Source organism: Chitinophaga fulva (assembly GCF_012927205.1).
In the GTDB taxonomy this organism is placed as follows: Bacteria; Bacteroidota; Bacteroidia; order Chitinophagales; family Chitinophagaceae; genus Chitinophaga; species Chitinophaga fulva.
In genome coordinates this window covers 2,552,566-2,579,125 of the sequence record NZ_JABBGC010000001.1, presented here as the reverse complement: position 1 = coordinate 2,579,125, position 26,560 = coordinate 2,552,566, and the positions used below count along the sequence as shown (strand labels likewise).

The following is a 26,560-nucleotide window of genomic DNA, read 5'->3' as shown; positions in this document are numbered from 1 at the left end:
CATTGACAAAAATTATTAAACCTGAATACTATGGGTGACGATAAATTTCTGAACAAGTCAACAATAGGCATTGAAGGCTATGCCGGACCGGTAGAGTTTAAAAATGTGACACTGGAACAGGCTATCGGCAGCCACCACTATTTCAGCTTTCTATGGCGCCCCGGCAGCCTGAGCAGCAACCTCTCCTATCAGCAGGGAATCATTGAAAAATATATCGGTAAAGGTATTTCCATCAACTTCGATGATTTCCGCTTTAAAGGCCTCATCACCAGCATGGCCGTGATAGAGGAAGATGGCGCAGCTATCGGCTTCCAGGTTTCAGGTGTTAGCCCCACTATCCTGCTGGACGATGTTCCGCAAAGCACCTCTTTCTACCAGAAATCCCTGCAACAGGTGATGCAAGGCGCTCTGCAGGACGCAGGCTCCGGCCTGTTGAAAACACAGGTGGTACCGGCACATAAAGGCACCCTCCCTTATTGTGTACAATATAACGAAACGGACTTCGAATTCCTGGCACGCATATCCGCCCGCTACGGCGAATGGATGTACTACGACGGCAGCGCCCTCGTCATCGGCGATACCCAGAAAGACGAAGTAAAACTCACCAAAAACGTTACGCTCCATCAGCTAAAAACCGTTGCTGCCGTAACACCGCAGCGGATCAATTATGTTTCATATGATATGATGAAAGCCTCTCCCCTGAGCGAGAAATCGCAAAAGGCGGAAGCCGGCTCCCACCCATTGATGCACCTGTCATCTGCGGCATCAGATGACCTGTACAGCTCTTCTTCCCAGAAACAAACGTTTGTGCATCACGGTTATACACAGGACGAACTGAAACAGGTAAAGGAAGTACAGAACAAAGTCAACGCTGCTGCATTTGTTCGCGTAAGCGGCATCAGCGAACTGCCGGTAATGCCCGGCCAGCAAATCAGCATCGCCAGCGATTCCGGGCAAAACGCCTACACCGTTATCTCCGCTACGCACTATGCCAGCACGCCAGGTAACTATCATTGCTCTTTTACGGCTATTCCGGCCGATGTGAAAGTGCCCCCTTACAGCAATCCCCACCTGGTGCCCAAAGCAGATATGCAAAGCGCCATCGTAAAAGATAACAACGATCCGGAAAAACTAGGCCGTGTAAGAGTACAGTTCTTCTGGCAGCAACAAAATGATATGAGCCCCTGGATACGCCAGGCTTCACCGGCTGCCGGCGGCGGCACCGGCTTTCACTTTGTACCGGAAGTAGGGGAAGAAGTCGTGATCGGCTTCGAAGGCGGCAACGCAGAAATGCCTTTCGTACTGGGAAGTAAATTCAACGGCAAGTCCAAAAGCGGCTATGGCGACGCTCAAAACAATATGAAGGCCATCAAAACACGCAGTGGCAATCTGATACAGCTCGACGACAATACCGGCAGCGTGACCGTGACCGATAAAAACGGCAGTACCATGATCATGGACGGATCAGGCAACATTACCGTAAAGTCACAAACACTGGTCACTGTGAAAACGGAAGACAAAATCGTGGTAGACGCTCCTAACCAAATAGAATTCCTGTCGAAGGAAATTCACCTGAAAGGCACCAAAAAAGTGGTCATCGGGGAAGGACCAGCCCAAATCACGGTCGATAATGAATCCAACAAAATCACCAGCGGAGCTGACAAAATAACGGCCACCGCCGACACATTGCATGAGCTGAAAAGCCTTGCCAATATGAAAATGAGCGCCCTCCACCACGAAACGGAAGGCAATACACAAGTATCCATCAAAGGCACCTCCATTAAAGTAGACGGAGGTACCACAACAGACATTAAAGGTGGCATGGTAAACCTGAACTGCTAATGAACGAACACAATCCGATAGCACTGGAGATTAATAAAATTCAGGCACACTGGCGCAAGGCCGTCAGCGGCAATGATCCGCTGCGCCTCGTACGCCTCATGATATTACCGGAAGAAGCAAGGCTCTATGAAGGTTTTTTTAAACTGGAATCCTCTCCTCACGGCCAACTGGAAGAAATATTTGTTACACACCTGACATCATTTGAAGGTGAAGATACCTTCAGCGCTGCCATCATCAAGGACTGGCTGGCTACCTATGACAACAGCGCCACACTGTTACAGGAAATGGAAGCCAAAAACAGTAAGCTGACGTGGGACCCCGCGCCCTTCAGACAGTTGCCAGCTGCTGGTCCTCAAGACAAACAGCTGCTGCAACTATTGCGGTCTTTCCGCGAGGCGTTACCCCATCAACCGGCCACACTGGTGCTGGCACTGCTTCCATGGCAGGTAAGTGATACCCGCAGTTTTGCCAGCTGGCTTACGCGGCTGCTCAAACTGGGCATTCCGGCGGGCGTGCGTATAACGGTGGTGGACCATGTGGGAAAAGATTATCTGCTGATCAATGACCGACCATTTCCCGGACAAATCATTTCGTTTCATGTACCACTGCAACTGGCCAATGCAATTCAACGCCTCGCTACGGCCGGCAATCCCAACGATCCGGAAATAGCCTATCGCAAATGCCTGTTTGAAATGGGTAATGCCGCCAAAGACAAAGACATCAAACGGCTGCATTACTGGGGAGAGCGTATGCTGGAAGTCACGCAACGCAGCGGTAACAAAGGCCTCTTTGCCACGGCGCACCTTTCCTATGCCGGCATGCTATTCAATTTCAAACGTGATCCCCAATTGCCCCTGCTGCTGGAAAAAGCCACCCGTATTGCCAAACAGGGCATACAGATGGGAGACAACGCCTGCCTGTCACTACTCATCCAGGCATACGGCTACCAGGGCGCTTACGCCCAGATACGGCGTAATTACACTACCGCCATCGAATGGTTCCTGCAACAGGCAGCGTTGGCAGAACAGCATCAATACCTGTCACAGGCCGCAACGTCCTGGTACCAGGCGGTGGAACTGAGCCGGCGGAAAGACAGCAGCCGTTACCACTCCCTGCTGGAACAAGCCTATAAATGCGGTATTCCTATGACAGACGATGAACTGTCTTCTTCTGTTTATAGCTTCCTCACAGCAGATTATTACGATTACGCCTATACGCACAAACAGGTTTCGCTCGTCAAAGAAATTGACGACCGTATGAGCCGCGTTTTTGGCAAGGAATGGAAAGCGGAAGTGGACAAACTGAAGAAATCCAAAGTGAAGTCACTGATGCAACCACACTTAAGCGAAGAAGAAGAGGAAGAAGAAGCCGAAGAAACAGCCGGCTCTCCAACAGAAAAACGATAAGGCTTTTAAGAACGGGATAAAGCGATGGATGTCCAGATATTGCCGTTCTGCCGCAGGTCGTCCACGATCTCCAGCAGACCGGCAAAGTCTACGTAAAAATTGGTCAGCATCCGCCGGTCTGTCAGTGAATCCTCCAATCCTGCCTCAAAGTAGTCCTCACCATGACTGATACCGATATAGATGCGGTTATTGTAAAATGAAATAAATACAGGCGCCTGTGAACGTTCCTGCAAACGGGTGATTTTTTCCAGCAAAGGTACTGTCAGCAGCTGTTGCGCTTCATCCGCATCTTTGGCATATGCCATAAAGACCTTGTTAAAAGCAGCATCTGCCGCCGTTACTTTTTTCCCCAGGTTCCAGGTTTCAATATAATCAGTATCTGTCTGTGCGGCCGACGCCAGGTTTTGCATCATAGTAATACGTGGTATGATATATACCGGCGTATTGAAATAACGGGGGAACTCCGCCACAAAATAAGTGCCTTCAAAGATCACGTCAGGGCCCAATCCACGCAGCGTAACAGTGGGCATATGCGTTACCTTCAGGTCACACCATTGAAAGCTCAGGTCTCCCGTCTTGCCAAAAACCTGGTCATTGCCCGTGATATTATATTCCTTGTTTGCAAACAGGCCGCTTTCGGTGAATTCTTCATAACTGGCATGGTTCAGCGGTTGATAAGTGAAAGCAGGATCAATAAAACGGATGATCGGTTGTATCACCTTGTTTTTAAAGTCCTGTTTATAATCCACCATTTCCTGCATGCCTTTTTGTTTGGCCATATAGCGGCGGAGCGCAAAACTCAGTCCCAGTGTGATAATAATCCCGGCGCCTAAAATCAGGAAAACAGATAAACTATTGGTACCACTGCTCTCCTGCCGGGGGATGACCACCCACATCAGGAAAATAAAAAAGATGACCACCGGCATGATACCAAGGATGCGCATACGGCGTACCCAGGCCTGTCCGGCTTTGCGTTGTTTTTCCAGTTGCTGCAGTTGCGCATCCAGTTGTTGGTCTACAAACGTATTAAATTCGGCTAATGTCTTCATACAGTTATAACAGCCTCACGGCATGGTTGTTTAATTGGCGGACCAGTTGGCGGAGGGGTTATTGCCGGCAATGGTGCTGGTTCCGGCCATGCTCACAAAAGCCCTGAAAGGTTGTACATTTTCTTCGGAAAGCGGCAGTTTATAGGACTTCCTCCCGGGGCCTACCACGATCTGTACGTATTCCATTGGGAACAGCCGCACGCGGATGAGGCGCAATGGCAGGATGAGCTTGTAGTCTGTATAGGTGTTCAGGTTGCTGACAGCTTCTCCTTTCCGCAGGCATTCCACGAACTCGTCAATTTTTTGCTGGCGCTTGTCGGCCTGTATCAGCATGATGGCGTAGGGGATCACCGGACCGATAGCAATGCAGCAAAAAATCAGTATCAGTAAAAAGGGTATCTCCGCACCACTTTTGAGAACGGAAGTGAGGACCACTGCCAATAGCAGCAATGCCAGTATTTCCGCAGTGATCAGCGCCTGAAATATCTGCTTTTTATCTTTCTCGTGGATGGCCGTCAACGTTGCCTTTAGGTCCTGTAGACTTTTCATATGGTAGCTAGTTTTTCAATATCAGGAAATCCAGGGATGGGTCAACCTTTTTCCGTGACGAAGTAAAGTAAAAAGCATGACATCACAAAATAGATCCTTATTCTTTCCGGACTACCGGCGGGAAGGCAAAATCCTTCCAGGCAGCTTCCGCCTCTGCCGGTGTGATGTCGCCATCGTACACCATTACGCGGTAAGTCAACGTATACTCATTTCCGTTAGTAAGCGTCCATGATTTCATTTTAGTAGGTGAATAGTTGAGCATCAGTTCACCACCTTCCATATTTTCAGGCCATACGCGAAGTGGCTCCGGGGAGTCATAGTTAGCTGGCGCGTTCATGATGAGCAGTCCGGCTTTGCCTTGTGGCGTAGTGCCGGTTATTTTCACCCAGCGGGCACGGGTGCTGTCAGCGTCCTTACGGGTTTTGCCTTCGGAGGTAAGCACCTGGCTGGTGCTGGCGGTAAATGAAGCCGTGGTGCGCAGTCCGAAACCGCCTCCATAACGGTATTGCAGCAGGGTAATGCCGTCTTGGGTAGCGGGTGTGAACAGCGAAGTGATGTCCCATAAACGGCGTTTCCTATTGTCAGTCGCCGGATAAGCCCGTACTTTCCAGGTTTCGTTGATCGCTACTTTTTCCGTGCCGTTTTTCAGGAACGCCACATGTTCCTGACGGGCGCTGAAGCCGCACCAGGCATTACCGTCAGTAACGGATTCCATTTTCACGAAACGTACCTTGCCTTCTTTTTTCTGTACGTTCCAGAAGTCGGTCTCCCGTCCTTCGAAGCTCGTATGTGTCCAGGGATTCCAGATGCCCATATGATGGCGATGGCCGGAATTGGGGAAGGCATTGGTAAGCACAGCGCCGTTGGGCGCCCACAGCGGATGGATAAAGGCGCTGCGGCGGTATACCGTATCGCTGCCGGCAGGCGGTTCTATGGTAGCATAGTTGTATTGCAGAATTTTCTGTGAGCCCTCTTGCAGTATGAGGGCACTGCGGTTATCGGAGACCTGCATGACCGGCAGGGTAGATGTTTTCCGATTGGCTTTTTTCAGTTCGTACGATCTTTTGGCGCCTGCGGGCGTATGCCCTTCCAGTACCCACCAGAGCTCTCCTTCCGCCGAGGTAACGGCGACGGGCACACGTTTTTTTCCGGTCACTTCTTCCAGCAGCAGGTCTTCGGTGTCTGCCGGGTGCTCCAGCCGTATGTGCACGATGCTGTTGTGACGGGCGATATCACCTGCCTGCACGGTATAACGGGCAATGACCTGTGCGGTAGCGGTATGGCCGGCCAGCAGGCCGCCAAGGAGACATAAGTTCCGGAAATATGTTTTCATCTGCAAACGTTTGCAACAAAATACGGTTTCCTTTTTCACTATGCAAGTACTTTGCGTGGCGGTATGTTAATATTGTTACCGGAACCTTGCAGGTTATCCTTTTATTTTAATACTTTTAGCGCTTAATGAAGGATATATGGCAAGCCCCGCGATTCATATGCTGACAACGAAACTCATTATAACCAATAAAACGGCCTTACAAAAGAAGTACGGAGACCAGCATCAGGCGTTACTGGACGACCTTACATCGTTGCAGGCAGCAGATGCCGGCAGGCAGTTGTCCACGCAGCTGATTTTTCTGGATGATGTCACCCAGATGCAAGCCTGCCAGTCAACCCCGGTGACTGACATAACAGATGAAGCCCAGCATAAAAAGGCGATCGATGACTTATACCGGTTTTATTCTCCCGGTTATATCATGCTGGTAGGCGCGCAGGACATTATCCCCTTTCAACGGCTAAAGAACCTGTTGAAAGACAATGACCCGGACAGCCTTATCCCCAGCGATCTGCCTTATGCCTGTGATGCGCCATACGATACCGACCCTGGCAAATTCATCGCGCCCACACGGGTGGTAGGCCGCGTGCCGGACATCCCGGGGGTAGCTGATCCAGCCTACCTGCGGTCGCTCATCAAAGACATACTGGACACGGTGTCGCAACCGGCCCTTGTGTACAAGCCCTATTTCGCTGCCAGCACATTCGATTGGCAGGACTCAACGCAAAACAGCCTGCAAAATATATTTGGCGACAAAAACAGTCTGTTGATTTTCCCGGGCACAGATGCGTTGAACGGCACCAACTGGTCCACCCAGATGATGCCTAAAACACATTTCATCAACTGTCATGGTGCCGTGTATAATCCTGGCTATTACGGCCAGAAATCAACCGATTTCCCGCTGGCCATGCGCTCTGACACCATTACCGCCAAACTAAGCACCGGCACCATAGTAGCGGCCGAATGCTGCTATGGCGGCCAATTATACGACCCGCAGAAAAATGCGGCAAAGCTGATGAGCATGGCCAACAGTTACCTGCTTAATCACGCCATCGCTTTTGTAGGCGCTTCCAACATCGCCTACGGACCGCCTACCGGCCAGGGACTGGCCGACCTGCTGACACAGTTTTTCCTGATCAACGTGCTCAATGGCGCCTCCACCGGCAGGGCCTTGCTGGAAGCCCGCCAACGCTTCCTGCATGAAATGGGCCCCACCCTCGATCCCTTTGAGCTCAAGACAGCGGCCCAGTTTTACCTGCTGGGCGACCCATCGCTGCAACCGGTGATCAATGACAGAGACCCCAGCACCGATGGGGTGACACAGCCTTTTGTAAATACCCTCCAGAACCGCCGCGATAACCTGGAAGCCCGTGGCAAAATGCTCGATGATTTCCTGTCCACGCCGGAGCACACTACAGACACCCATGCCACTGATCCCGCACTGGAAGCGGCCATGCACTCCCTGTTAGGCGAGAAACAGTTCACCACGCCCCCGCCTGCCAAAACATTTATCAGCCAGCGGAAAAGCCTGCCGGCAAACGCGGCATCAGGCGCGTCCATGCCATCTGTAAAATTTCATGTATTTTCGGAATCAGCAGTCAGTGGTGAGCGCACCAGCACCAAAGTGCTGGTCGTAAAAGAAAAAAACAATCAAATACTGGGCTACCGTGAATATGTCAGCAGATAATTATCACGAAAGAAATATCATCCTCCTTACCGGCCGCCTGGTATTGCGGACTTTCGGCCAGCGCTCCAAAAGCGAGCACCTGGGCGTATACCTCGTCACCGATCAGGGCGACTATCTGATACGCCCTGCCGGCGCCAACCCCTTCATGGACAACCCGCTGATGAAACTCGCCGGGAAAACCATCACCGCCGAAGGGTATATCGTAGACTATGTATTTCTGGCCAGCTCGTGGAAAGAAGAAGTAGAAGAAGATCCTCACCCGGATGCTGCTATTTAGCGGTTTTTTATTACTTTGGCATTTGATGCCATCCCGCACGCATAGATGACAACAGCAACCTATGAATCTATCCTCTTTTATAACCACCCTGGTCCGCGATGGACAAGTGACTGTAGCCACTGTGGTCCATCCCTTTGCCCAGGATGACCTGACGGAGACCCGGAAGGTACTCCTGAATTATTATCAGCACGATCTCACTGATATGCCCGGACAAGCACCTGCGTTCGACAGCGATACCGCACTATGGGCAGCCGGCTTTATCTACAGGGCAGCACAGCTGATTAAACTCCGGCATATCGACAACGCCGGTATCGATCAATGGTTGCCTAAACATCCCGGAGCCGCCGGACCGGAAGCCGTTTATTCCGCCGACCTGTGCCTGCGTTACCTGCCAGACCTGCTCAGCATGGCCAAAGACCTCGCCCCCGCAGACCCACTGGTACAACGCCTCACCGAAACAGCCGCCCAATGGCCGTTCTCGTCCACCGGTATGAACATCTTCCCGGCTACGGCCGTTACCGCGATCACCGGACATCCTTCGCTGTTACTGGCCTACACCGACCGCGTCATCGCCAGCAAGGACACCGGCAGATGCAGTAACCCCACCGTCATGACCGCCGTCAAAGCCGCCCTCGGCAACTACGCCGATCTGCTGTGGCCCGGATTTCACGACAGCCTCCGGGACTAAAACATACACATTAACCCAATCCCCTGCCCCGCAGCGGTACCGCCATATACTATGAACGAACAACTGGTAGACAAACTCCATCAGGTGCTCCAACAACTGAAGCACACCTTTATCGGAAAAGAAGATATCATCGACCTCATGGGCATCTGCCTAGCCGGACGTGAAAACCTTTTCCTGCTGGGACCTCCGGGTACCGCCAAAAGCGCCCTGGTCAAAGCACTGGCCAGCCACATCGACGGCCATACTTTTGAATACCTGCTCACCCGTTTCACAGAGCCCAACGAAATCTTTGGCCCCTTCGATATCCGTAAACTGCGGGAAGGTGAGCTGATCACCAATACAGAAGGCATGTTGCCGGAAGCCTCCTTCATCTTCCTGGATGAACTGCTCAACGCCAACAGCGCCATTCTCAACAGTCTCCTGATGGTACTCAACGAAAGGGTGTTCCGCAGGGGACGCGAAACCCGTAAACTGCCGGCCCTCATGGTTATTGGCGCCAGCAACCACCTGCCGGAAGATGAAGCGCTACAGGCATTATACGATCGTTTTCTGATAAGAGTGAAATGTGACTACGTAGATCCGCAACTGTTATCCTCCGTTCTACAGGCAGGATGGCAGCTGGAACAGGCAAACGACAGCACAGCCACCTCCATCAGCCATGATGATATCTTCCAGCTGCAACAGCAGATCGGGCTGGTTAACCTGGATGCTATCAGACCAGATTATCTCACACTCATCCAACAGTTGCGCAATGCAGGTTTACAAGTATCCGACCGCCGCGCGGTAAAACTGCAACGCCTCATCGCTGCCAGCGCATTGATCAGCAAAAGGACCACCGCACAACGCTCTGACATGTGGGTACTGCGTTATATCTGGGATACGGAAGAACAACAACCCATTATCGCGGCCATCGTTGATGAGATGATCAACAGTGAACCCGCCGGAGAACAGGAACATCCCCGGGCACGCCATAGCGGCCTTCCCAATGCAGATGAAATATACCGTGAACTACAGGAGATGACCATTCAATGGAATGACACTGCCATTTCACCGGCTGACAAGGCTTCCATCAAAGACCGGTTGCGTTACCTCAACGGCCGCTGCGAATGGATTACCAACCCCACCCGTCGTGAATATGTCATGCAACCGATTACCGCACTATGGCAACAAATCATGCAGCAGTCATGACGCCGCAATTCACCGGCATCATATTACAACTGCCCTTACAGCAGTACGCCGCCTTGGGAACTGTCAGGCATCTGCCCGGACTGGAAGCGGCGGCAGACGCCACTTCCGTGTGGCTAAGAGGTATCTCCGCCATAGAACCGGTACACCCGCTGCTATTACAGCTGCCGGCCATCTGTACCTGGTATGTGGATAACGCGCAACGGCTTTTCCAGAAAGGCGATATAACGCCAACGGCTATACTGGACAACTCCCTGCCATGGCAGCCACTACCCAAATGGCTGACGGTGTCGCTGCCCGTATCAGGCATGCCGCATCCCGTCACCGAGGGCGCTGGCATTACATTAATACCGGTAGCACAACCGGGCGAAACGACCGCCCTGCTCACCACCCTAGCTCATTGGCACATCTACGGAGAAACAGCACCGGCTATACGGCTGCAACAACTCTCCTTTGCCGCAGACAACAAGGACAGGGTGCTGATCGTCGGTCACCCGCTGCCTGCCATTCCCGGCAAAGCTTATGTAAAAGAGCAGCAACTGCTGTTACCCGCTGGCTTTGCCCTGCAGCCGGCCGGCATTACATCGATTATCATACAGCAGCTGGACCCACAACACGAATACCTGTTACTGTTCCATCCCGACGGCAGCTGGGAACGTATTCCGCAACATGCATTGGTACCGGCCACCCGGCGCGGCATCCGCGCTACCCATTCCGGCCCTGCGCAACCTGAAACTTATGACAACGTATTTTGAACTTACCCGTGGCTATTGCTGGAAATGGGGCGAAGATGGCCAGGTGATCGAACTGGACAACGGTTTCACGGTTTGCTACACCGAAGCCCTCACAGGGCTTTTATGGAAAATGATCCCACCAGGATGGCCCCCGCTGGGCAGTATACTATTCGTCCTCTGTGCCTGTAAGGAGAGCCACACCCATGCTGCCCTCACTACGTGGCAGCTAAAAGAACATGTCAATGATGCCTACGCTGCACCGGGACTACAGCAATTACACGAACTACAGCAAGGTGTTGCCGATGCATTGAACTATTCCTGCCATTTACTGGAACTGGTACATTCTCTGCCAGCTGAATTACGGGCTTACCATCAACAAGCCCATCTGCTGAAAACACTGTTCGATGACATTAAACCATATATCAATAATCAACAGGCCGCTGAAGTGCTGGAACACTTTACACCCGGTAACTACAGCGACGATGAGACAATTTTCGATACCATAAATCTCGACCTGGACTGGCTGGCACAGGCAGGCAAAAAATTTCCGGACCGGGCCACGCTGCTGGCAGCGTTACAACCCGACGTTATTCAACTGCAACCACTGCCGGTTGAACTGCCATTGCCGGGACACAGTGATCTGCTAACGCAACTGGAAGGCAGTGAACAAACTGCCGGCATCGCGCGGCTGGCCAGGCATATCATGGCTGCCATCCATGTGCCCATGCATACCTACAACAGTGGTGCGCATCAGCTGGGCGGCTACGCAGACATTACCAACAAAGGTGCTTACGATCGCCTGCTGATCAGCGAACTGGCGCAGGACGATCTGTTGCTGACCGCACGCCTTGCCAACAACGAAGCGTTGTACCTGCGCCGGGAAGAACCACCGCTTGATCGCAAAAAGACCGTCGTCATCCTGCTGGACATTACCCTGAAAATGTGGGGCATGCCCCGTGCCTTTGGTATGGCCACAGCGTTGGCCTGTCATCAGCAACAGGAAAAAGGTAGTACCATCATCTCCATAGCTTTGGGAGACAGCGATACCTACACTATGGACCTGGGCACACCTTCAGGCGTAGTAAGCGCACTGACATTGCTGGACAAAGGACTACATATGGCCGATGCCTTGTCTTCCGCATTGGCAGAAAAACAAACGGATACCGAATATTACCTGGTCACTTGTGAGAAAACCGCAGCCCATCCCGAGATACAGGCTATACTGAACACTCATCCACCTAAAGTGGATTTTCTGTTGACGGTGGACCGCGGAGGAGCGCTTTATTGTTATCATTATTCCGGCGGAAGGAAAAAACTGGTCAGTCATGCACAGATCAACCTGGAAGAAATCATGACAAGCCCCTCCCTGAAAACGGGCTCTCCGTCTTCCTTCCTTATTCGCCAGGAAGACCAACCACCAGTAAGGTTCCCAGCTACCAACATCAAAAACAAACCAGGTCACTTTTTCAGCAGGGAAGTGGCCGGAATTCCTGGTATTATTTCCATTAACCGCTGTGGCAGGGTGGAATGGCGGAGCAACTCCAAAACAGGCGCACTGGAATGCTGCAGGTATGTGGAACAAGGAACTTTCACGTTGCTGACGCTTCCGGACAACTCCTTTAGTTTGCTGGTACAAACATCAATGTTTCCCACACTGATACTGTATCATTTTACACAACAGGACAATTCCTTTCTTTGTAAACGGATAGTAACAGACGTGCCAGGAGAGAACTATTCCGTCAGCCTGCGTAATGATGAGTTCTGCCTTTCCCCTTCCTTTAAAAAGGTGAATGCCGTTACCGGAGCAGTTCATGACGATGCAGAAAACACTCCGCCCGACATAGCACAGATGTACCGGCAAAGAACAACAGAACACAAATCGCTGTACCGTGCCATGAGTAAGCACATCTCCGGCCTTTCCGTGGTGAAGGAGATATTTATCAGTGAGGAAGGTGAACTGATCATACAAAACAGGCGCTTACATGTAGTCCGCATCTACACAGGTGTTACATTTCTGTGGCTGTCAGAGCGCAAGAAATTCAAGGCCGGCCGGAAACCTGTCAATAACGGGCCGGAAATCATTCCGCTTCCTGGTACTCCTTACGTTGAACAAACACGCTTCACCTGGGCAGATGGAAGCCATATCACCTATAGCCGCGGATTGCTGTACCTGCGCAGCTCCGATAGCAGTATCCCCGATATTGTGATCGTGGCAGCTTTGGGCGCACCCACAGCTGCCTGGGCCAACTATCACTTCGCCGGTAATACGTATTTTCAACTACATAAAGAAGATACTGTTGTTCCGGTGGATACCTTTTTCAGTCAATACATTCTCCGGTTTATTGCTCAATTAAGATGAAACTAACACTGGGTCTACAATATCATGATGCAGCACCGACGACCAATATCGCCGCAGCTTTCGTATACGGGCGGCATGCCGGTGAATGGCTCGATGCCATCAGCCGGTGGCAGCTGCCGATGGAACAGCTGAAAGCCCTCCCCGTACCGCAGCGCGACAGCGCTGCCACAGCGGGCTTGCTGGTGCTGTTCAACGGCGCTGTTCCGCCTTTCCCGGAACTATTGCAATATCCTTATCAGCAACTGGACAACCTCTTTATCCCTGTCAACGCCGTGCTGACGCCTGCGTTGACGACTGGCGAACGAAAAAAGCTGTTGATATGGGACCAGCAAATACTCCACCCCGTATTGGGATTTACCGGCTTCCATCATGACCAGCTGATCCCGCTGTCATCTCTACTGACATTCTCCCCGCCATTGCCTGCCGACTGGGAACATGCGCGCATGGGGACGCTTCCCGCTCCTTCGTTAAAAAGAGTGCTGCTGGAAGCAGTGGCCACTGATACCATCTTCCTCGACATCCAACAGGAAATCGGTCATCAACCACTGGAAGATATTATTCCCACACCGGCAAAGACGAAGCGCCCCTCCTTCTTCAGCAAGCTCCTACGCCTGCTCACCATGGTGAGCCCTTTCCGTACTACAAAATCACCGTCATCCGATCAATTGCGGCAACAGGCCCTGCAACGCCTCACTGATCTCTTTGATACCGATTACAACAAAGCGCTCGAGTATGCGATACCGTTAGACAGTCCTTATGCACCAAGGGGCATGTCATTGGACAGTGGCACTTCCCTGGGACGGAGAGACACCAATTTTTCGCTGGGCAACCTGGGCGGAGGTGGTCCGGTCAGTTATTGGAACGTAGGAGACTTTCAGCAGTCGCTGCGGGAGAAGTACCTTGAAGCAGCAAAAAAGGCCATCGCTGCTGGTGATTACCGCAAAGCTGCCTACATCTATGCGCACCTGTTAGGTGATTACAACATGGCCGCTAACGTACTGGAAAAAGGCGGCTTTTACCGGGAGGCCGCTGCTTTATATCTCGATCATCTGAAAAATCACAAAGCCGCCGCAGCAGCTTTGGAAAAAGGCGGCTTCCTCGAAGAAGCTGTTGACATCTACATCAGTATCGAAATGCATGAAAAAGCCGGCGACCTGTATATATTGCTCCACCAGCATGATCTGGCCATGCTGGAATATCAATGCATGATCGATCTCGCACTGAAGCACGGCAACTATCAATTTGCCGCCCGGATAGCACGGGAAAAGATGCATGACAACACGCTCGCTGGCCAGTTGCTGTTGACCAGCTGGGAGAAAAAAATCGATCCGCAACAGTCGCTGAAACAATATTTTGATTTGCAGACCAACCACCTGCAACAAGCCATACAAACTGTTTACCGTGACCATATGCCTGCCGGCCATGAAACAGACCTCCTGATGGTGCTGAAAGACGTGACTGTCCAGCACCCGGAAACAGCCATCCGGGATACCGGTCTGGATATCACCTATGAGATCGTGAACAAGCGGTTGCAACGCCATGACGATTCGTTGCTGGCATACCTCCGGTATTTCATTCCTGATGACAAACTGCTACAGAAAGACATTAACCACTACACCGGACACAAACAGGCAGCCCCGGTTACCATGCGCCCATTACAGGTGTTGCAATTTGCCAAAGACGTGAAATGGTTAAGTGGCACACGGTTACCCCAACAAATGTTGTTTACGGGTTTCAGTGAAAACGGTGTTTATTTGCTGGACTTCGACATGGGGAAAAAATGGTACTATCACCTATGGAAGATGGGTATTCTCCATCCCCTGCTTATCACCATGATTTTCCAACCCAATAGTGCCAACCGTGTTCTTTTATTGGGAGATTTCCCTTCATTGCAGGCAAAAGGGTTGGCGGCCCCCGAAACCGAGGATAGGCTTACCATTGAAATGCCTTCCTGGCTCCCGCAAAACCTGTTCGGGGTCAGTATCACAGAACAGTTTATCATTACACTTTATTCCGCCAACGGTGTGTTGGTATTCAGGGACTATACTTCGTCAGGTACTGCTGGCAATCCGAAAGAATGCCGGTTGGAAGGGAAACCATTCCTCTTACAACAGCCTTACGGCAAAATTCAGGAAGTCTTTTTTCATCAGGGCTTTTTCTACTTCTTCAACAGAACAGACATACTACGTTGCGCCTGGGACGGGCAACTGGAGGCCTTCCCAATGGGCGCAGAAATATTGCACATGAGCGCCACCACTGCATTGTATGGTATAACACTGGCCGTGGCCACCGTTCAGGGAGTTGTGATCGTTCAATTTGGCGGGAAATTGTTAAGCGCTAAAAGTGGATATATAACATCATCGGCTACACGTGATATTATACTGAGTTGGTTGCCTCACAACCGGCTGGCCATCGGCGACCGGCTGAAAGTAGCGATATATAAAGTCAGCGGCAGCCAGGTAACCACCACCTATGTTGCGCAGTATACCACAGCTGCCACTGTGAGGGCCTTACTCCCCATGCCGCAGCCTCACTGTATCGGCATCCTGGATGAAGAAGGGCAATTCAGTATTTGTGACCTGCCGGCTTAAGCCTGCCGCAGCACAGCACCCACACCGGGCCTGTCGGCATAAATAATACGGCCGTTGTCAATACGGATACCATCAGCGGTATCTTCGGCCAGCAACAGCGGCCCGTCCATATCTACGTAGTCCAGCAGGGGCAACAGATGCGCCACGGCGGAAGTTCCGACAGTGCTTTCATTCATGCTCCCGGTCATTATCTTCATATCGTATTGCCGCGCTTCTTTGATCATGCGCAGCGCCGGCGTGATGCCGCCACATTTGGTCAATTTAATGTTAATACCGTGGAAATAGCCATGACAACGGGCTACATCCTGCTCCACGATACAGCTCTCATCCGCAATTACCGGCAGCGCAGATTGTTCAAAAACGGTTTTCATGCCTTCAAGGTCTGCTGCCGGCATCGGCTGCTCGATGAATTCCACGCCCAACGGTTTCATGGCGGCTGCATTATTCAGTGTTTCTTCCACACCCCAGGCGCAGTTGGCATCCACACGAAATACAGCAGTGGTATGCTTTCTGAGCTCGGTGATAATCGCAATATCTTCCTTAGTGCCCAGTTTAATTTTATAGATCGGCCAAGGGAACTCCTTTAATTTCTTCACCATGTTTTCAATGGTATCTATGCCGATGGTATAGTCTGTCAGTGGATTATGGGAGATATTAAGTCCCCACACTTCATAGAGCTTTTTGTTTTGCCGTTTAGCATACAGGTCCCATGCCGCGAGGTCCAGTGCACAAAGGGCGAACATATTGTCCTGCAATAACGGGAACATGTCCTTCCAGAAAGCTTCCGGCTTGTCCAGTGTATAGCTCTCGATAAACGGGCGGTGGGCGTTGATGGATTCCATCAACCGGGGCACGGTCATATTGTAATAGGAATTATCGGCCGTTTCTCCGAGGCCGGACAGGCCATCCTGCTGCAGTTCCACTACCAGTAAGGGTTGTACGTCTTTCGATTTACGTGAAATGGTGAACGTGTGGCGGAATTTCAGCTCAAAAGGATAAAGTGTGAGTTTCATTTTAAAACTTTCGTAGTTCGTAATCCGTAATTGGTTTATTTATTCGGTATCTCCAGTAATGTTGTGTCACTGCGGGAATATTGATCCTTTCCTTATCAGGATGCTGGTCCGGAATGTAGCCGGAGGCTGCCAGCAGGTCCTGTATTTGAAAGATACGCCACATGGCGTTAGCCTGCAAGTGTTGGTCGATAATTTCCTTTATCAGGATAGTATTGGCATGTTGCGGGGCAGGTGTAGGATGTTTTAATACCTGTTGATAATATTTTCGGGAGATGCCTGCGTTTTCTTCCCACCACCCTCTGAGCGTGCTCATATCGTGGGTGGCCGGGGTCAGCACAGACAGGTAGGGCGCCTCAAAAATAGCGGCGAAATCATGTCCGCTGTGTTTGGGCATGCGCTGCACTTCCAGTCCCAGGATGCCCTGTGCCTGCATGACACCGGGCACACAGTGTGGCACCATGCCCAGGTCTTCGCCACAGATCAGCATACGGGTGGCCCTTCTGATAAGGGGCAGCTTGTGCATGGCTTCCTTACGCCAGCAGCTCTCCTGCCGTACATAAAAATAATGATGGTACAGCGCCTGCAACCGCTGCTGTGCAACGGTGTCCAGTGCGGCAAAAGAGGCGGTAGAAGCCAGATCGTAACGCGGATGGTACATCACCCTTTCCCCTTTCGTGACCTTTATCAGCAACACGTCCGCTATCAGGCGGAACAGGGCCGATTCCACGGCTTCCGGCAGTTGCAGCGCCCTGATTTTACGCTGGGTATCACAATGTGCCTGAAAAGCGTAGTGCCCGTTGGGCAATGTATACAGGTAACGGTCTTTAATAATCCCCGCATAACTGCCGAAAATCTCGTCCAGCATAACGTCAGTAACCCAGGGTTTGCAAAAACGTTCCTCTTCAAATGGGATGCCTTTCTGCAGCAGTTCTTCGCGGCTAACGGGAATGGCTGGATGAAAATACCCCAGCAGCCCCTGTACGGCATCTTCCGGTATTTGCCAAATGCGGAAGAAACCCAGGATGTGATCTATACGGAAGGCGTCAAAATAAACCGACATATGCCGGAGCCGCTGCTGCCACCAATCGCAGCCATCAGCCATCATTTTCTTCCAGTTGTAGGTAGGGAAACCCCAGTTCTGTCCTTCTGCCGTAAAACTATCGGGTGGCGCGCCGGCCTGTGCGTCCAGGTGGTAAAGGCCGGGGTCCATCCAGGCATCTGCGCTGTAGCGGGAGATACCGATGGGGATATCTCCCTTCAGGGCTATTCCTTCCTGGTGTACGGCCTCCACGGCACTTTGCAGCTGAAGGTGCAGGTGATACTGTATAAAAAAATAAAAGTGTGCAGTGTCTGCCGCAGCCCTGTCTGCTATCACCAGCTGGTTGATAGCCGTATAGTCGTACTGGTTATATTCCGGCCAGCGGGAATAATCGCTGGTATGGTATTTATCACGCAGGTAACAAAAAACGGCATAGGGCAGCAGCCAGTGCTCGTTGGCAGCAAACCACTGCCAATACGCACGGGTTTGCAGCTTCTCCCCTTCTGCTTCATAAAGAGCTTTGAGATAGGCCAGTTTATAAGACAGTACGGTTTCATAATCTACGTCTTCTTTTTCGTTGAGCCATTGCCGTAGCGAATGGAACTGCCGTTGCAGCGGATGGCTATCCGGTAGCTGGCCAACGTCCTGCAACCGGATATAGAGCGGATGCAGGGCAAAGGAGGAGATGGCCGCATACGGGTAGGAGTCGCGCCAGGTCCAGGTACTGATCGTATCGTTGACCGGCAGCAGCTGTATCAGTTGCAGCCCGCCCTGCCGTGCCCATTGTGCCAGCGGCGCCAGGTCTGCAAATTCACCGGTGCCAAAACCTTCGTTGCTGCGCAGGCTGAATACGGGCACGGATACACCGGCGCCTTTCCAGTGGGGATAATCCCTCCGCACAAAATCATCATGCAGCACAGTCAGGCCACCGGTAGCGAAAGACGGCAATTCCCTGTCAGGGCCGTTTTCATAGCACTCGAAAGTGTGATTGTCCAGATCGTAGATACCATACTTGTACCGCACAGGTGCAGTAGTAGCGGCCGGCAGCTTCGGCGCAGCGGTAAACCAGCCCTGGGCATCATATTGCAGCAGCAGTGGTGTTTCAATGTTCCAATTACCCAGTTGCGGGACATTACCGAGCAGGCAAACGGTTTTGCCGGCTGGCAGCAGGGGGGCCTGTACCCGGAAAAGGTGGGTGGCATGGCGGCTGTCGGGCTGTTGTACCGGATGACGGAAAAACACACGGGTAAAAGGAGCCGTTTGCCAGGCATGTTGTGGCTGTCCGGCATAGCTCCAGGTATCGGTGAACTGATACGTTTCCTGGGCCGGATCGAGCGATATTTCCCGGATACCGCCTTCGTAGGTCACTTCTTCCAGTTCCCTGAGTATGTATTGATATTGGAGGACAAAAGGGGCGTCGGTAGTAATATGGATAGTAGCGCTCCACCAGTCGTCATTTTCCCATTGCAGGCGGAGGGCCTGGTGCGGCACATCGTTACCCAGTGCAGGAATATTTCCCAGCAGGTAAATTTCCTGCCCGTAATGGGTGTGGTAACGAAGGTAAAACCGTAATTTCTGATGCATCTGTTCCCTGGCTAAGCGGGAACAATGTAAAAATTATTTAGGGATTTTTTGATTTTCGATTTTTTGATTTCGGGGATGCCCCAAACGAATTGGTTGTACAGCATAAAAAGACCGAAGCAATCTTATTGCTTCGGTCTTTTTTATCCTCTTTTGATCCCCGAAATCAAAAAATCGAAAATCAAAAAATCCCTAAATGGATTTATTTCACTTCTTCAAACTCAGCATCGGTTACACCGTCTGTGCCTGCGTTGGGCTGGCCTTGTTGCTGGCCGGCACCGGCAGTAGCACCTTCCGGCTGACCCTGAGATGCTTTGTAGATTTCTTCAGAAGCAGCGGTCCATGCAGCTTCCAGTTCAGTAGTAGCAGCATCCAGCTGTGCACTGTCCTGGGATTTGTGGGCTTCTCTCAGTTTATTGAGCGCTGTTTCGATAGTTGTTCTTTTATCAGCAGGTACTTTATCGCCGTATTCTTTCAGTTGTTTTTCTGTCTGGAAGATCAGGCTGTCTGCTTTATTGAGCTTTTCGATTTTTTCGCGTTGTTCTTTATCGGATGATTCGTTGGCTCTTGCTTCCGCTTTCATCTTCTCGATTTCATCTTTGCTCAGACCGCTACCAGCTTCGATTTTGATATTCTGCGTTTTACCGGTGCCTTTATCTTTGGCAGTTACGTGCAGGATACCGTTGGCGTCGATATCGAAGATCACTTCGATCTGCGGAACGCCGCGTGGAGCCGGAGGAATATCACCGAGGATAAAGCGTCCGAGGGTCCTGTTCTGGTTAGCCATTGGCCTTTCACCCTGCAGCACGTGGATTTCCACGCTAGGCTGGTTGTCAGCGGCAGTAGAGAAGGTTTCGGATTTTTTGCTCGGAATAGTAGTGTTGGATTCGATCAGTTTGGTAAACACACCGCCCATGGTTTCGATACCGAGAGACAGCGGAGTAACGTCGAGCAACAGTACATCTTTTACTTCACCGGTGAGTACACCGCCCTGGATAGCAGCACCTACGGCCACCACTTCATCAGGGTTTACACCTTTGTTCGGCTTTTTACCGAAGAATTTCTCTACCACTTCCTGAATTTTCGGGATACGGGTAGAACCACCTACGAGGATAACTTCGTCGATCTCGGAGGTATTCATGCCTGCATCTTTCAGGGCTTTACGGCAAGGTTCCAGTGTTCTTTCCACCAGGCTGTCGCTCAGTTGCTCAAATTTAGCGCGGGTGAGTTTTTTCACCAGGTGCTTAGGCACACCGTCAACAGCGGTGATATAAGGAAGATTGATTTCTGTTTCAGCAGAAGAAGACAGCTCGATTTTAGCTTTTTCAGCAGCTTCTTTCAGACGCTGCCAGGACATCGGGTCTTTGTGCAGGTCTACCGCTTCGTCTTTTTTGAATTCGTCGGCCAGCCAGTCCATGATCACTTTGTCGAAGTCGTCACCACCGAGGTGAGTATCACCGTTAGTGGATTTTACTTCAAACACACCGTCGCCCAGTTCCAGGATGGAGATATCGAAGGTACCGCCACCGAGGTCAAATACAGCGATTTTAGTATCGGTATGTTTTTTATCGAGACCGTATGCCAGAGCGGCTGCGGTAGGTTCATTGATGATACGGCGTACAGTCAGACCGGCAATTTCACCGGCTTCTTTGGTCGCCTGACGCTGAGCGTCGTTAAAATAAGCAGGAACGGTGATCACCGCTTCTGATACTTCCTGGCCCAGGTAATCTTCGGCCGTTTTTTTCATTTTCTGCAGGATCATTGCGGAAATCTCCTGCGGCGTATATAATCTGCCATCAATATCAACGCGGGTGGTGTTGTTATCACCTCTTACCACTTTGTAGCTAACGTGCGTCAATTCGTTGGACACTTCGTCAAAATGACGTCCCATGAAACGCTTCACTGACATAATGGTGTTAACGGGGTTGGTAATAGCCTGACGCTTTGCAGGGTCACCTACTTTCCTTTCTCCGTTTTTCAAAAATGCCACTACTGACGGGGTCGTTCTCCTTCCCTCATCATTGGCAATCACTACCGGTTCGTTACCTTCCATAACGGCAACGCATGAATTGGTAGTTCCTAAGTCAATGCCTATTATTTTTCCCATAGTATTAAGATTCTCCTTTAGTTGTAAGTTAAAAGTCTTATTTGTCTTAGGTTTGTCAATGATTATGCCAAGCAAAAAAATATGAAATTATGTCAGTCAGGTGTCCTATATTTGAACAAGTGGGTTGATTATTTGGTTATTTAGTCATTTATAGAACCCGACAAAATGGCCAAGCAATATGGCACCTGTGTAGTTCTGTTACCCGTTCTTAACCTCGCCTTTCTTTAGCAGCCTATTCGTCTCTATCCTGTATTTCAATCGTTTTATCAGACAAAAGCAATTGTATCACTTAAGTGTTTTCTTATGAACAAATCCACTATCTGGCGGGCATCCTGTGCCCTCTTGGCCCTTTTGCCCCTCTTCAGCAATGCCCAGGACGAAACAACAACGTCTGCTGTTCCCACCGTACAGCTATTTAGAGGCCCCCAGGAATACAAAACATGGTCTATTGGTGTCAACGGCGGCCTCCTGGCCCCTGTGGCTGCCACCGGCGGTAGTAACGACTTTACCAAATGGAAGGCGTCCGCCGGTTATGGCGCTTATGTGAAATACCAGATACTTCACTTTATGGCCTTACGCGCTGATTATGTAGGCGGTAAACTCAAAGCCGACAACAGCAAAAATCTGGGTAACGGTACTCCCCTCGTAAGTCCTTATAGCTCGTTTGAAACAAAGTTAAAATGGTCGGCCTCCCTGAATGCCGTATTCAATATCACGACGGTCAACTGGCTGTTCCGTAAGAATTTTGTCATGCTGTACGGCTCTGTGGGTGGCGGTATTGCCGGCTATAGCCCCTCTCTTACCCCAACTGGCAGCAACACTTCTTTTGATTATAAAACCAATGGCACTATCAAGGAGCTGATCATCCCGGTAGGCGCCGGCCTGAAATTCAGGTTGTCTGAATTCATCAACCTCGACCTGGGTTATACCATGTATTATACTGACGGGGACAACCTCGACGGTTATCATCATGGGCCCAACAAGGACAAATACTCCTACGGCTATGCCGGACTGGAATTTGCCCTTGGCAAAAAAGGCAAGCCCCAGCTACAGTGGCATAATCCTGCCGCCGCTACATATGACGAACTGGAAGCCCAGAAAGCCACTCTCCGCACAGCCCTCGATGATGCCAACCGGGCTAATGCAAGGCTGACAGCCGATGTGGACAAACTGACCAAAGACAGTGACGGCGACGGCGTTTCCGACTTCTTCGATAAATGCCCCGGCACACCAGCCAATACTGCTGTTGATGGCGCCGGATGTCCCCTGCCTGCCCCGGTAATAGAGAAGAAAGAAGAAAAAGTGATCATCACGGAAGAAGATACCCGCATCGTGAAAGAAGCGATCCAGAACCTGGAATTCGACTTCGCGAAAGCGACTATCAAAGCACACTCTTACCCGGCACTCGACAGGGTGGCAGAACTGCTCAAACGTAAAAACCTAAACCTCAAACTCAGCGGCCATACAGATAACGTAGGCAGCAAAGAACGCAACCTGGCCCTGTCCAGAGAAAGAGCTGAATCCGTGAAATCCTATCTGGTAGCCAAAGGCGTAAACGCCTCTAAAATTGAAGCCGTGGGTTATGGTATGTCACAACCCATTGCCAGCAATAAAACCGCTGCCGGCAGACAGAAAAACAGAAGGGTAGAATTTACCATATTCTAATTTCGGATTACAAATTACGGATGACGAATCAGGGGCTTTTTATGGAGAGGTGACTAAATAAACTTCCCATAGAAAAGCCCTTATTCGTATTTTTATTATATGGAAACACTGACAATAAGAACTATTACCCCTGCCGACGACTATGCTATCGCCAACATTGTAAGGACCACACTGACAGAATTCGGTATGAACAAACCCGGGACCGCCTACTCCGATCCCACCACCGACCACCTGTCAATAGTATTTGATAAACCAAGGGCTACTTATTATGTCGCGGAAGAAAACGGGACTATCCTCGGCGGCGCCGGCATTCATCCGCTGGACGGCGGAGAAGCCCATATCTGTGAACTGCAGAAGATGTACCTCGTTCCTGCAGCCAGAGGTAAAGGACTGGCGGGTAAACTGATCACCATGTGCCTTGATTATGCCAAAGCCAACGGATACACCCAATGCTACCTCGAAACCAGCCCGGAACTGGCCAGGGCGAGAAAAGTATATGAACAATTCGGGTTCCGGTACCTGACAGGCCCTATGGGCAATACCGGTCATTTTGGCTGTGACAGCTGGATGCTGAAGGATTTATAGGATTCCACGTTCCGTAGTTTTTTATGCACTGATCAAAACCGGCATATTTCTTGGTATGAGGGGCGAAGTAAAAAATTCATATCATGAAAAAACTTATTCTGTCTGGTATACTCGCCATTGGTACTGTACTGGCAGTAAAAGCACAAACTGTAAAATTTGGCGTTAAAGGTGGCCTCAACCTCGCTAAAATCACCAACGAAAGTTCGGCTAAAACCCGTGCCTCCTTCTATGCCGGCGGTCTCGTAAACATTGCACTGGATGAAAGCTGGGCTATCCAGCCAGAGTTACTGTACTCCGGACAGGGCGCTAAGCTGAAATCCAGCTACCTCGGTGGCCTGATCACGACTGAAGGCACGCTTAAAACAGATTACATCAACATCCCTGTAATGGTACAGTACTCTATTGTTCCGGCTTTCTACCTCGAAGCTGGTCCGCAACTGGGTATCCTCGCAAGCGCTAAAGCGAAAGGCGGTAGCGTATCTGTAGATGTAAAAGACCAGATGAAAACAGTGGATTTTGGCATCGGCGTAGGTTTCGGCTACAAGTTTGACATGGGCCTGGGCGTATCCGGCCGTTACAACTTTGGCCTGACCAACATTTACGACTCTGACAAAGTTACCAACAAGAACTCCGTAGCACAGATCGGTCTGTTCTACATGTTCTAGTAGCAGCGCAATATTGAACTTCTCAGGGCTGACCTTAACGGTCAGCCTTTTTATTTTGCCCCCGATATAGTGGCATCCATCATTCCAGGGCTGCCTCCTGCCCTTTCCCCATTAACATCCTGCTAAAAAAGTCACCCGCTTTGCGCCTTAGCATTAAACCCACTATCTTTGCTCCTCGCATTAATCATTTTCAGCATGAGTGTTGTACAATCAATCAGAACGGCTGCCGTTGCCGCCATTAAATCACTTTATAACCAGGACATCGCATTGGCCGACGTTTCGATCAATGTGACCAAGCCTGAGTTTCAGGGTGAGTATACCATTGTTGTTTTCCCATTCACCAAATTCAGCCGACAAAAACCCGACGAAACCGCTCAAAATATCGGTACCTGGCTCACTGCCAACCAACCGGAACTGATCGCCGGTTTTAACGTGGTAAAAGGCTTTCTCAACCTGGACATCAACCAGGACTACTGGACTGCTTTCCTGCAGGAGAACTATAACAACAGCAACATCGGTATACAGCCCGCCAATGGCAAAAGAATCATGGTGGAGTACTCCTCCCCCAATACCAACAAGCCTTTGCACCTCGGGCACCTGCGTAATAACTTCCTGGGTTATTCCATTGCAGAAATCCTGAAGGCCAACGGATATGAGGTCATTAAAACAAACCTCGTCAACGACCGTGGTATTCACATCTGTAAATCCATGCTCGCTTGGCAAATGTTTGCACACGGCGATACCCCGGAATCCACCGGTACCAAAGGCGACCACCTGGTGGGCGACTACTACGTGAAGTTTGAAAGCGTAGTGAAAGAACAGGCAGAACCCATCATCGACCGGGTACTGGAAAACGACTTCCAGGACTTCGAAGGCGCAGATGTGGAAAAGCTGACCAAACTGGTAACAGCGCTGCACAAGCCGGAAGTAAAAGCCGACGAAGATAAAACCGCTAAAATTATGGGCGACATCAAAGAGATGTCCCGTAATAAAACGGAGATCATGCAGCAGGCTAAAATCATGCTGCAGCAGTGGGAAGCCGGTAATCCGGAAGTACGCCACCTGTGGGCTACTATGAATGGCTGGGTATACGAAGGCTTTGCCAAAACTTACAAACGCCTTGGCATCGACTTCGATAAAATGTACTACGAAAGCGATACTTACCTGCTGGGTAAAGACCTCGTAGCAGATGGCCTGCAAAAAGGCGTACTGTTTAAAAAAGAGGACAACTCTGTATGGATAGATCTCACCGCTGACGGGCTGGACGAGAAGCTGCTGCTCCGTGGCGACGGCACTTCCGTATACATGACACAGGACCTGGGCACCGCCCGCCTGAAATACAACGACTATCACATGGAACAGAGCATCTATGTGGTGGCCGATGAACAAAACTATCACTTCAAAGTACTGCAGCTGATCCTGGAAAAACTGGGCGAACCATCTGCTGCCGGTATCTACCATCTCAGCTATGGCATGGTGGAACTGCCTCACGGCCGGATGAAAAGCCGGGAAGGCACCGTAGTGGACGCTGACGACATCACATCAGAAATGGTGAATACCGCCAAAGAAGCTACAGAAAAAGCCCTGCAAAAACATAACGATATCACGGAAGCAGAACTGCATGAGCTGTATGAAACCATCGGCCTGGGAGGCATGAAATTCTTCCTGCTTCGGGTAGATCCTAAGAAGAAAATGATCTTCAACCCGGAAGAGTCCATCGATCTGCATGGATTTACCGGTCCGTTCATCCAGTATGCACACGCCCGTATCAAATCTATTTTGAGAGATGTTGGGTCTGTGGAAGGTCTTGACAACTTCCGGTACAATGGCGAACTGCTGCCACTGGAAAAAGAGCTGATTGTGCTCAACGAACAGTTCTCCGGCGCAGTGGCTGATGCACACCGTGAAATGAGCCCGTCTGTTATTGCCAACTACGTGTTCCTGTTGGCGCAGACATTCAATTCATTCTATGCTGCAAAGGTGGAAGGTGTGTATACTTATTCTGTACTGCGGGAAGAAAACCAGGACAAGAAAAAATTAAGACTGCAACTGATCACCCTCACCGCACACACGATCCGTCAGGGTATGAAGCTGTTGGGCATCAATGTACCGGAGCGGATGTAATCTTATCCGGATAAAATACAAAAAGGCAAAGCTTTCCGGCTTTGCCTTTTTTCATGTAAAAAATAAACGCTGCGGTCCTCGCGG

The 26,560-nt window shown here is 50.7% G+C and carries 19 protein-coding genes; 13 read left to right on the top strand and 6 right to left on the bottom strand.

Features of this window, described 5'->3' with window-relative positions; genetic code table 11:
• Window positions 1–30: 30 nt before the first annotated feature.
• Both HHL17_RS10720 and HHL17_RS10715 read left to right on the top strand, forming a co-directional pair.
• Window positions 31–1,842: a type VI secretion system Vgr family protein gene (locus HHL17_RS10720; RefSeq protein WP_169224714.1), complete on the top strand. Its 1,812-nt coding sequence runs from the start codon at window positions 31–33 to the stop codon at window positions 1,840–1,842.
• Window positions 1,842–3,248: a hypothetical protein gene (locus HHL17_RS10715; RefSeq protein ID WP_169224713.1), complete on the top strand. Its 1,407-nt coding sequence runs from the start codon at window positions 1,842–1,844 to the stop codon at window positions 3,246–3,248. The genes HHL17_RS10720 and HHL17_RS10715 overlap by 1 nt, the downstream gene beginning before the upstream one ends.
• 5 nt (window positions 3,249–3,253) lie before the next feature.
• Here the strand turns inward: HHL17_RS10715 and HHL17_RS10710 are convergent, their stop codons facing one another.
• From HHL17_RS10710 to HHL17_RS10700, 3 genes are all read right to left on the bottom strand, one after another.
• On the bottom strand, window positions 3,254–4,297 hold the full coding sequence (locus tag HHL17_RS10710; RefSeq protein WP_169224712.1) for a DUF3137 domain-containing protein: 1,044 nt from the start codon (window positions 4,295–4,297) through the stop codon (window positions 3,254–3,256).
• A 30-nt stretch (window positions 4,298–4,327) separates the two neighbouring features.
• Entirely contained in the window at window positions 4,328–4,846 is a 519-nt protein-coding gene (locus HHL17_RS10705) for a hypothetical protein (RefSeq protein ID WP_169224711.1), read from the bottom strand.
• 97 nt (window positions 4,847–4,943) lie between these two features.
• A complete protein-coding gene (locus tag HHL17_RS10700) occupies window positions 4,944–6,179 on the bottom strand; it encodes a DUF6807 domain-containing protein (RefSeq protein ID WP_169224710.1) in 1,236 nt (411 codons plus the stop codon).
• A 136-nt stretch (window positions 6,180–6,315) separates the two neighbouring features.
• Between HHL17_RS10700 and HHL17_RS10695 the strand changes: the two genes are divergently transcribed.
• From HHL17_RS10695 to HHL17_RS10665, 7 genes are all read left to right on the top strand, one after another.
• Window positions 6,316–7,863, top strand: a complete 1,548-nt coding sequence (locus tag HHL17_RS10695) for a C25 family cysteine peptidase (RefSeq protein WP_169224709.1) — start codon at window positions 6,316–6,318, stop codon at window positions 7,861–7,863.
• A complete protein-coding gene (locus tag HHL17_RS10690; protein WP_169224708.1) occupies window positions 7,850–8,140 on the top strand; it encodes a hypothetical protein in 291 nt (96 codons plus the stop codon). The genes HHL17_RS10695 and HHL17_RS10690 overlap by 14 nt, the downstream gene beginning before the upstream one ends.
• Before the next feature lie 61 nt (window positions 8,141–8,201).
• Window positions 8,202–8,828 (top strand): hypothetical protein, encoded by a 627-nt coding sequence (locus HHL17_RS10685; protein WP_169224707.1) that lies wholly within the window; start codon window positions 8,202–8,204, stop codon window positions 8,826–8,828.
• A 51-nt stretch (window positions 8,829–8,879) separates the two neighbouring features.
• Window positions 8,880–10,016, top strand: a complete 1,137-nt coding sequence (locus HHL17_RS10680) for an AAA family ATPase (protein ID WP_169224706.1) — start codon at window positions 8,880–8,882, stop codon at window positions 10,014–10,016.
• A complete protein-coding gene (locus HHL17_RS10675) occupies window positions 9,989–10,768 on the top strand; it encodes a hypothetical protein (protein ID WP_169224705.1) in 780 nt (259 codons plus the stop codon). The genes HHL17_RS10680 and HHL17_RS10675 overlap by 28 nt, the downstream gene beginning before the upstream one ends.
• On the top strand, window positions 10,752–13,106 hold the full coding sequence (locus tag HHL17_RS10670) for a hypothetical protein (RefSeq protein WP_169224704.1): 2,355 nt from the start codon (window positions 10,752–10,754) through the stop codon (window positions 13,104–13,106). The genes HHL17_RS10675 and HHL17_RS10670 overlap by 17 nt, the downstream gene beginning before the upstream one ends.
• A complete protein-coding gene (locus tag HHL17_RS10665) occupies window positions 13,103–15,697 on the top strand; it encodes a hypothetical protein (protein ID WP_169224703.1) in 2,595 nt (864 codons plus the stop codon). The genes HHL17_RS10670 and HHL17_RS10665 overlap by 4 nt, the downstream gene beginning before the upstream one ends.
• Here HHL17_RS10665 and HHL17_RS10660 read toward each other — a convergent pair.
• The 3 genes from HHL17_RS10660 to dnaK all read right to left on the bottom strand — a co-directional run bounded on the left by HHL17_RS10660 (window position 15,694) and on the right by dnaK (window position 21,437).
• Window positions 15,694–16,710, bottom strand: a complete 1,017-nt coding sequence (locus tag HHL17_RS10660; RefSeq protein WP_169224702.1) for a dipeptide epimerase — start codon at window positions 16,708–16,710, stop codon at window positions 15,694–15,696. The two genes, HHL17_RS10665 and HHL17_RS10660, sit on opposite strands and share 4 nt — an antisense overlap.
• 1 nt (window position 16,711) lies before the next feature.
• Window positions 16,712–19,333 carry a 4-alpha-glucanotransferase gene (locus tag HHL17_RS10655; RefSeq protein WP_169224701.1) on the bottom strand — a complete coding sequence of 874 codons (2,622 nt, stop codon included), beginning with the start codon at window positions 19,331–19,333 and terminating at the stop codon, window positions 16,712–16,714.
• Window positions 19,334–19,532: 199 nt separating this feature from the next.
• Window positions 19,533–21,437, bottom strand: a complete 1,905-nt coding sequence (gene dnaK / locus HHL17_RS10650; RefSeq protein ID WP_169224700.1) for a molecular chaperone DnaK — start codon at window positions 21,435–21,437, stop codon at window positions 19,533–19,535.
• A gap of 303 nt (window positions 21,438–21,740) precedes the next feature.
• Between dnaK and HHL17_RS10645 the strand changes: the two genes are divergently transcribed.
• The 4 genes from HHL17_RS10645 to argS all read left to right on the top strand — a co-directional run bounded on the left by HHL17_RS10645 (window position 21,741) and on the right by argS (window position 26,476).
• A complete protein-coding gene (locus tag HHL17_RS10645; RefSeq protein ID WP_169224699.1) occupies window positions 21,741–23,102 on the top strand; it encodes an OmpA family protein in 1,362 nt (453 codons plus the stop codon).
• A gap of 99 nt (window positions 23,103–23,201) precedes the next feature.
• The gene (locus HHL17_RS10640) at window positions 23,202–23,687 is read left to right on the top strand and encodes a GNAT family N-acetyltransferase (protein WP_169224698.1); all 486 of its coding nucleotides are present in this window, start codon (window positions 23,202–23,204) and stop codon (window positions 23,685–23,687) included.
• A gap of 83 nt (window positions 23,688–23,770) precedes the next feature.
• Window positions 23,771–24,352, top strand: coding sequence for a porin family protein (locus tag HHL17_RS10635; protein WP_169224697.1), 582 nt, complete (start codon window positions 23,771–23,773; stop codon window positions 24,350–24,352).
• Window positions 24,353–24,547: 195 nt separating this feature from the next.
• Window positions 24,548–26,476: an arginine--tRNA ligase gene (argS, locus tag HHL17_RS10630; protein ID WP_169224696.1), complete on the top strand. Its 1,929-nt coding sequence runs from the start codon at window positions 24,548–24,550 to the stop codon at window positions 26,474–26,476.
• Window positions 26,477–26,560: the final 84 nt, after the last annotated feature.

Bases quoted from the DNA above. Each gene is read 5' to 3' on its own strand.
- HHL17_RS10655 (WP_169224701.1), bottom strand. From the start codon at position 19,333: ATGCATCAGAAATTACGGTTTTACCTTCGTTACCACACCCATTACGGG.
- HHL17_RS10690 (WP_169224708.1), top strand. From the start codon at position 7,850: ATGTCAGCAGATAATTATCACGAAAGAAATATCATCCTCCTTACCGGC.
- HHL17_RS10685 (WP_169224707.1), top strand. From the start codon at position 8,202: ATGAATCTATCCTCTTTTATAACCACCCTGGTCCGCGATGGACAAGTG.
- HHL17_RS10645 (WP_169224699.1), top strand. From the start codon at position 21,741: ATGAACAAATCCACTATCTGGCGGGCATCCTGTGCCCTCTTGGCCCTT.
- HHL17_RS10680 (WP_169224706.1), top strand. From the start codon at position 8,880: ATGAACGAACAACTGGTAGACAAACTCCATCAGGTGCTCCAACAACTG.
- HHL17_RS10700 (WP_169224710.1), bottom strand. From the start codon at position 6,179: ATGAAAACATATTTCCGGAACTTATGTCTCCTTGGCGGCCTGCTGGCC.
- HHL17_RS10665 (WP_169224703.1), top strand. From the start codon at position 13,103: ATGAAACTAACACTGGGTCTACAATATCATGATGCAGCACCGACGACC.
- HHL17_RS10715 (WP_169224713.1), top strand. From the start codon at position 1,842: ATGAACGAACACAATCCGATAGCACTGGAGATTAATAAAATTCAGGCA.
- HHL17_RS10705 (WP_169224711.1), bottom strand. From the start codon at position 4,846: ATGAAAAGTCTACAGGACCTAAAGGCAACGTTGACGGCCATCCACGAG.
- HHL17_RS10720 (WP_169224714.1), top strand. From the start codon at position 31: ATGGGTGACGATAAATTTCTGAACAAGTCAACAATAGGCATTGAAGGC.
- HHL17_RS10675 (WP_169224705.1), top strand. From the start codon at position 9,989: ATGGCAACAAATCATGCAGCAGTCATGACGCCGCAATTCACCGGCATC.
- dnaK (WP_169224700.1), bottom strand. From the start codon at position 21,437: ATGGGAAAAATAATAGGCATTGACTTAGGAACTACCAATTCATGCGTT.
- argS (WP_169224696.1), top strand. From the start codon at position 24,548: ATGAGTGTTGTACAATCAATCAGAACGGCTGCCGTTGCCGCCATTAAA.
- HHL17_RS10635 (WP_169224697.1), top strand. From the start codon at position 23,771: ATGAAAAAACTTATTCTGTCTGGTATACTCGCCATTGGTACTGTACTG.
- HHL17_RS10660 (WP_169224702.1), bottom strand. From the start codon at position 16,710: ATGAAACTCACACTTTATCCTTTTGAGCTGAAATTCCGCCACACGTTC.
- HHL17_RS10710 (WP_169224712.1), bottom strand. From the start codon at position 4,297: ATGAAGACATTAGCCGAATTTAATACGTTTGTAGACCAACAACTGGAT.
- HHL17_RS10640 (WP_169224698.1), top strand. From the start codon at position 23,202: ATGGAAACACTGACAATAAGAACTATTACCCCTGCCGACGACTATGCT.
- HHL17_RS10695 (WP_169224709.1), top strand. From the start codon at position 6,316: ATGGCAAGCCCCGCGATTCATATGCTGACAACGAAACTCATTATAACC.
- HHL17_RS10670 (WP_169224704.1), top strand. From the start codon at position 10,752: ATGACAACGTATTTTGAACTTACCCGTGGCTATTGCTGGAAATGGGGC.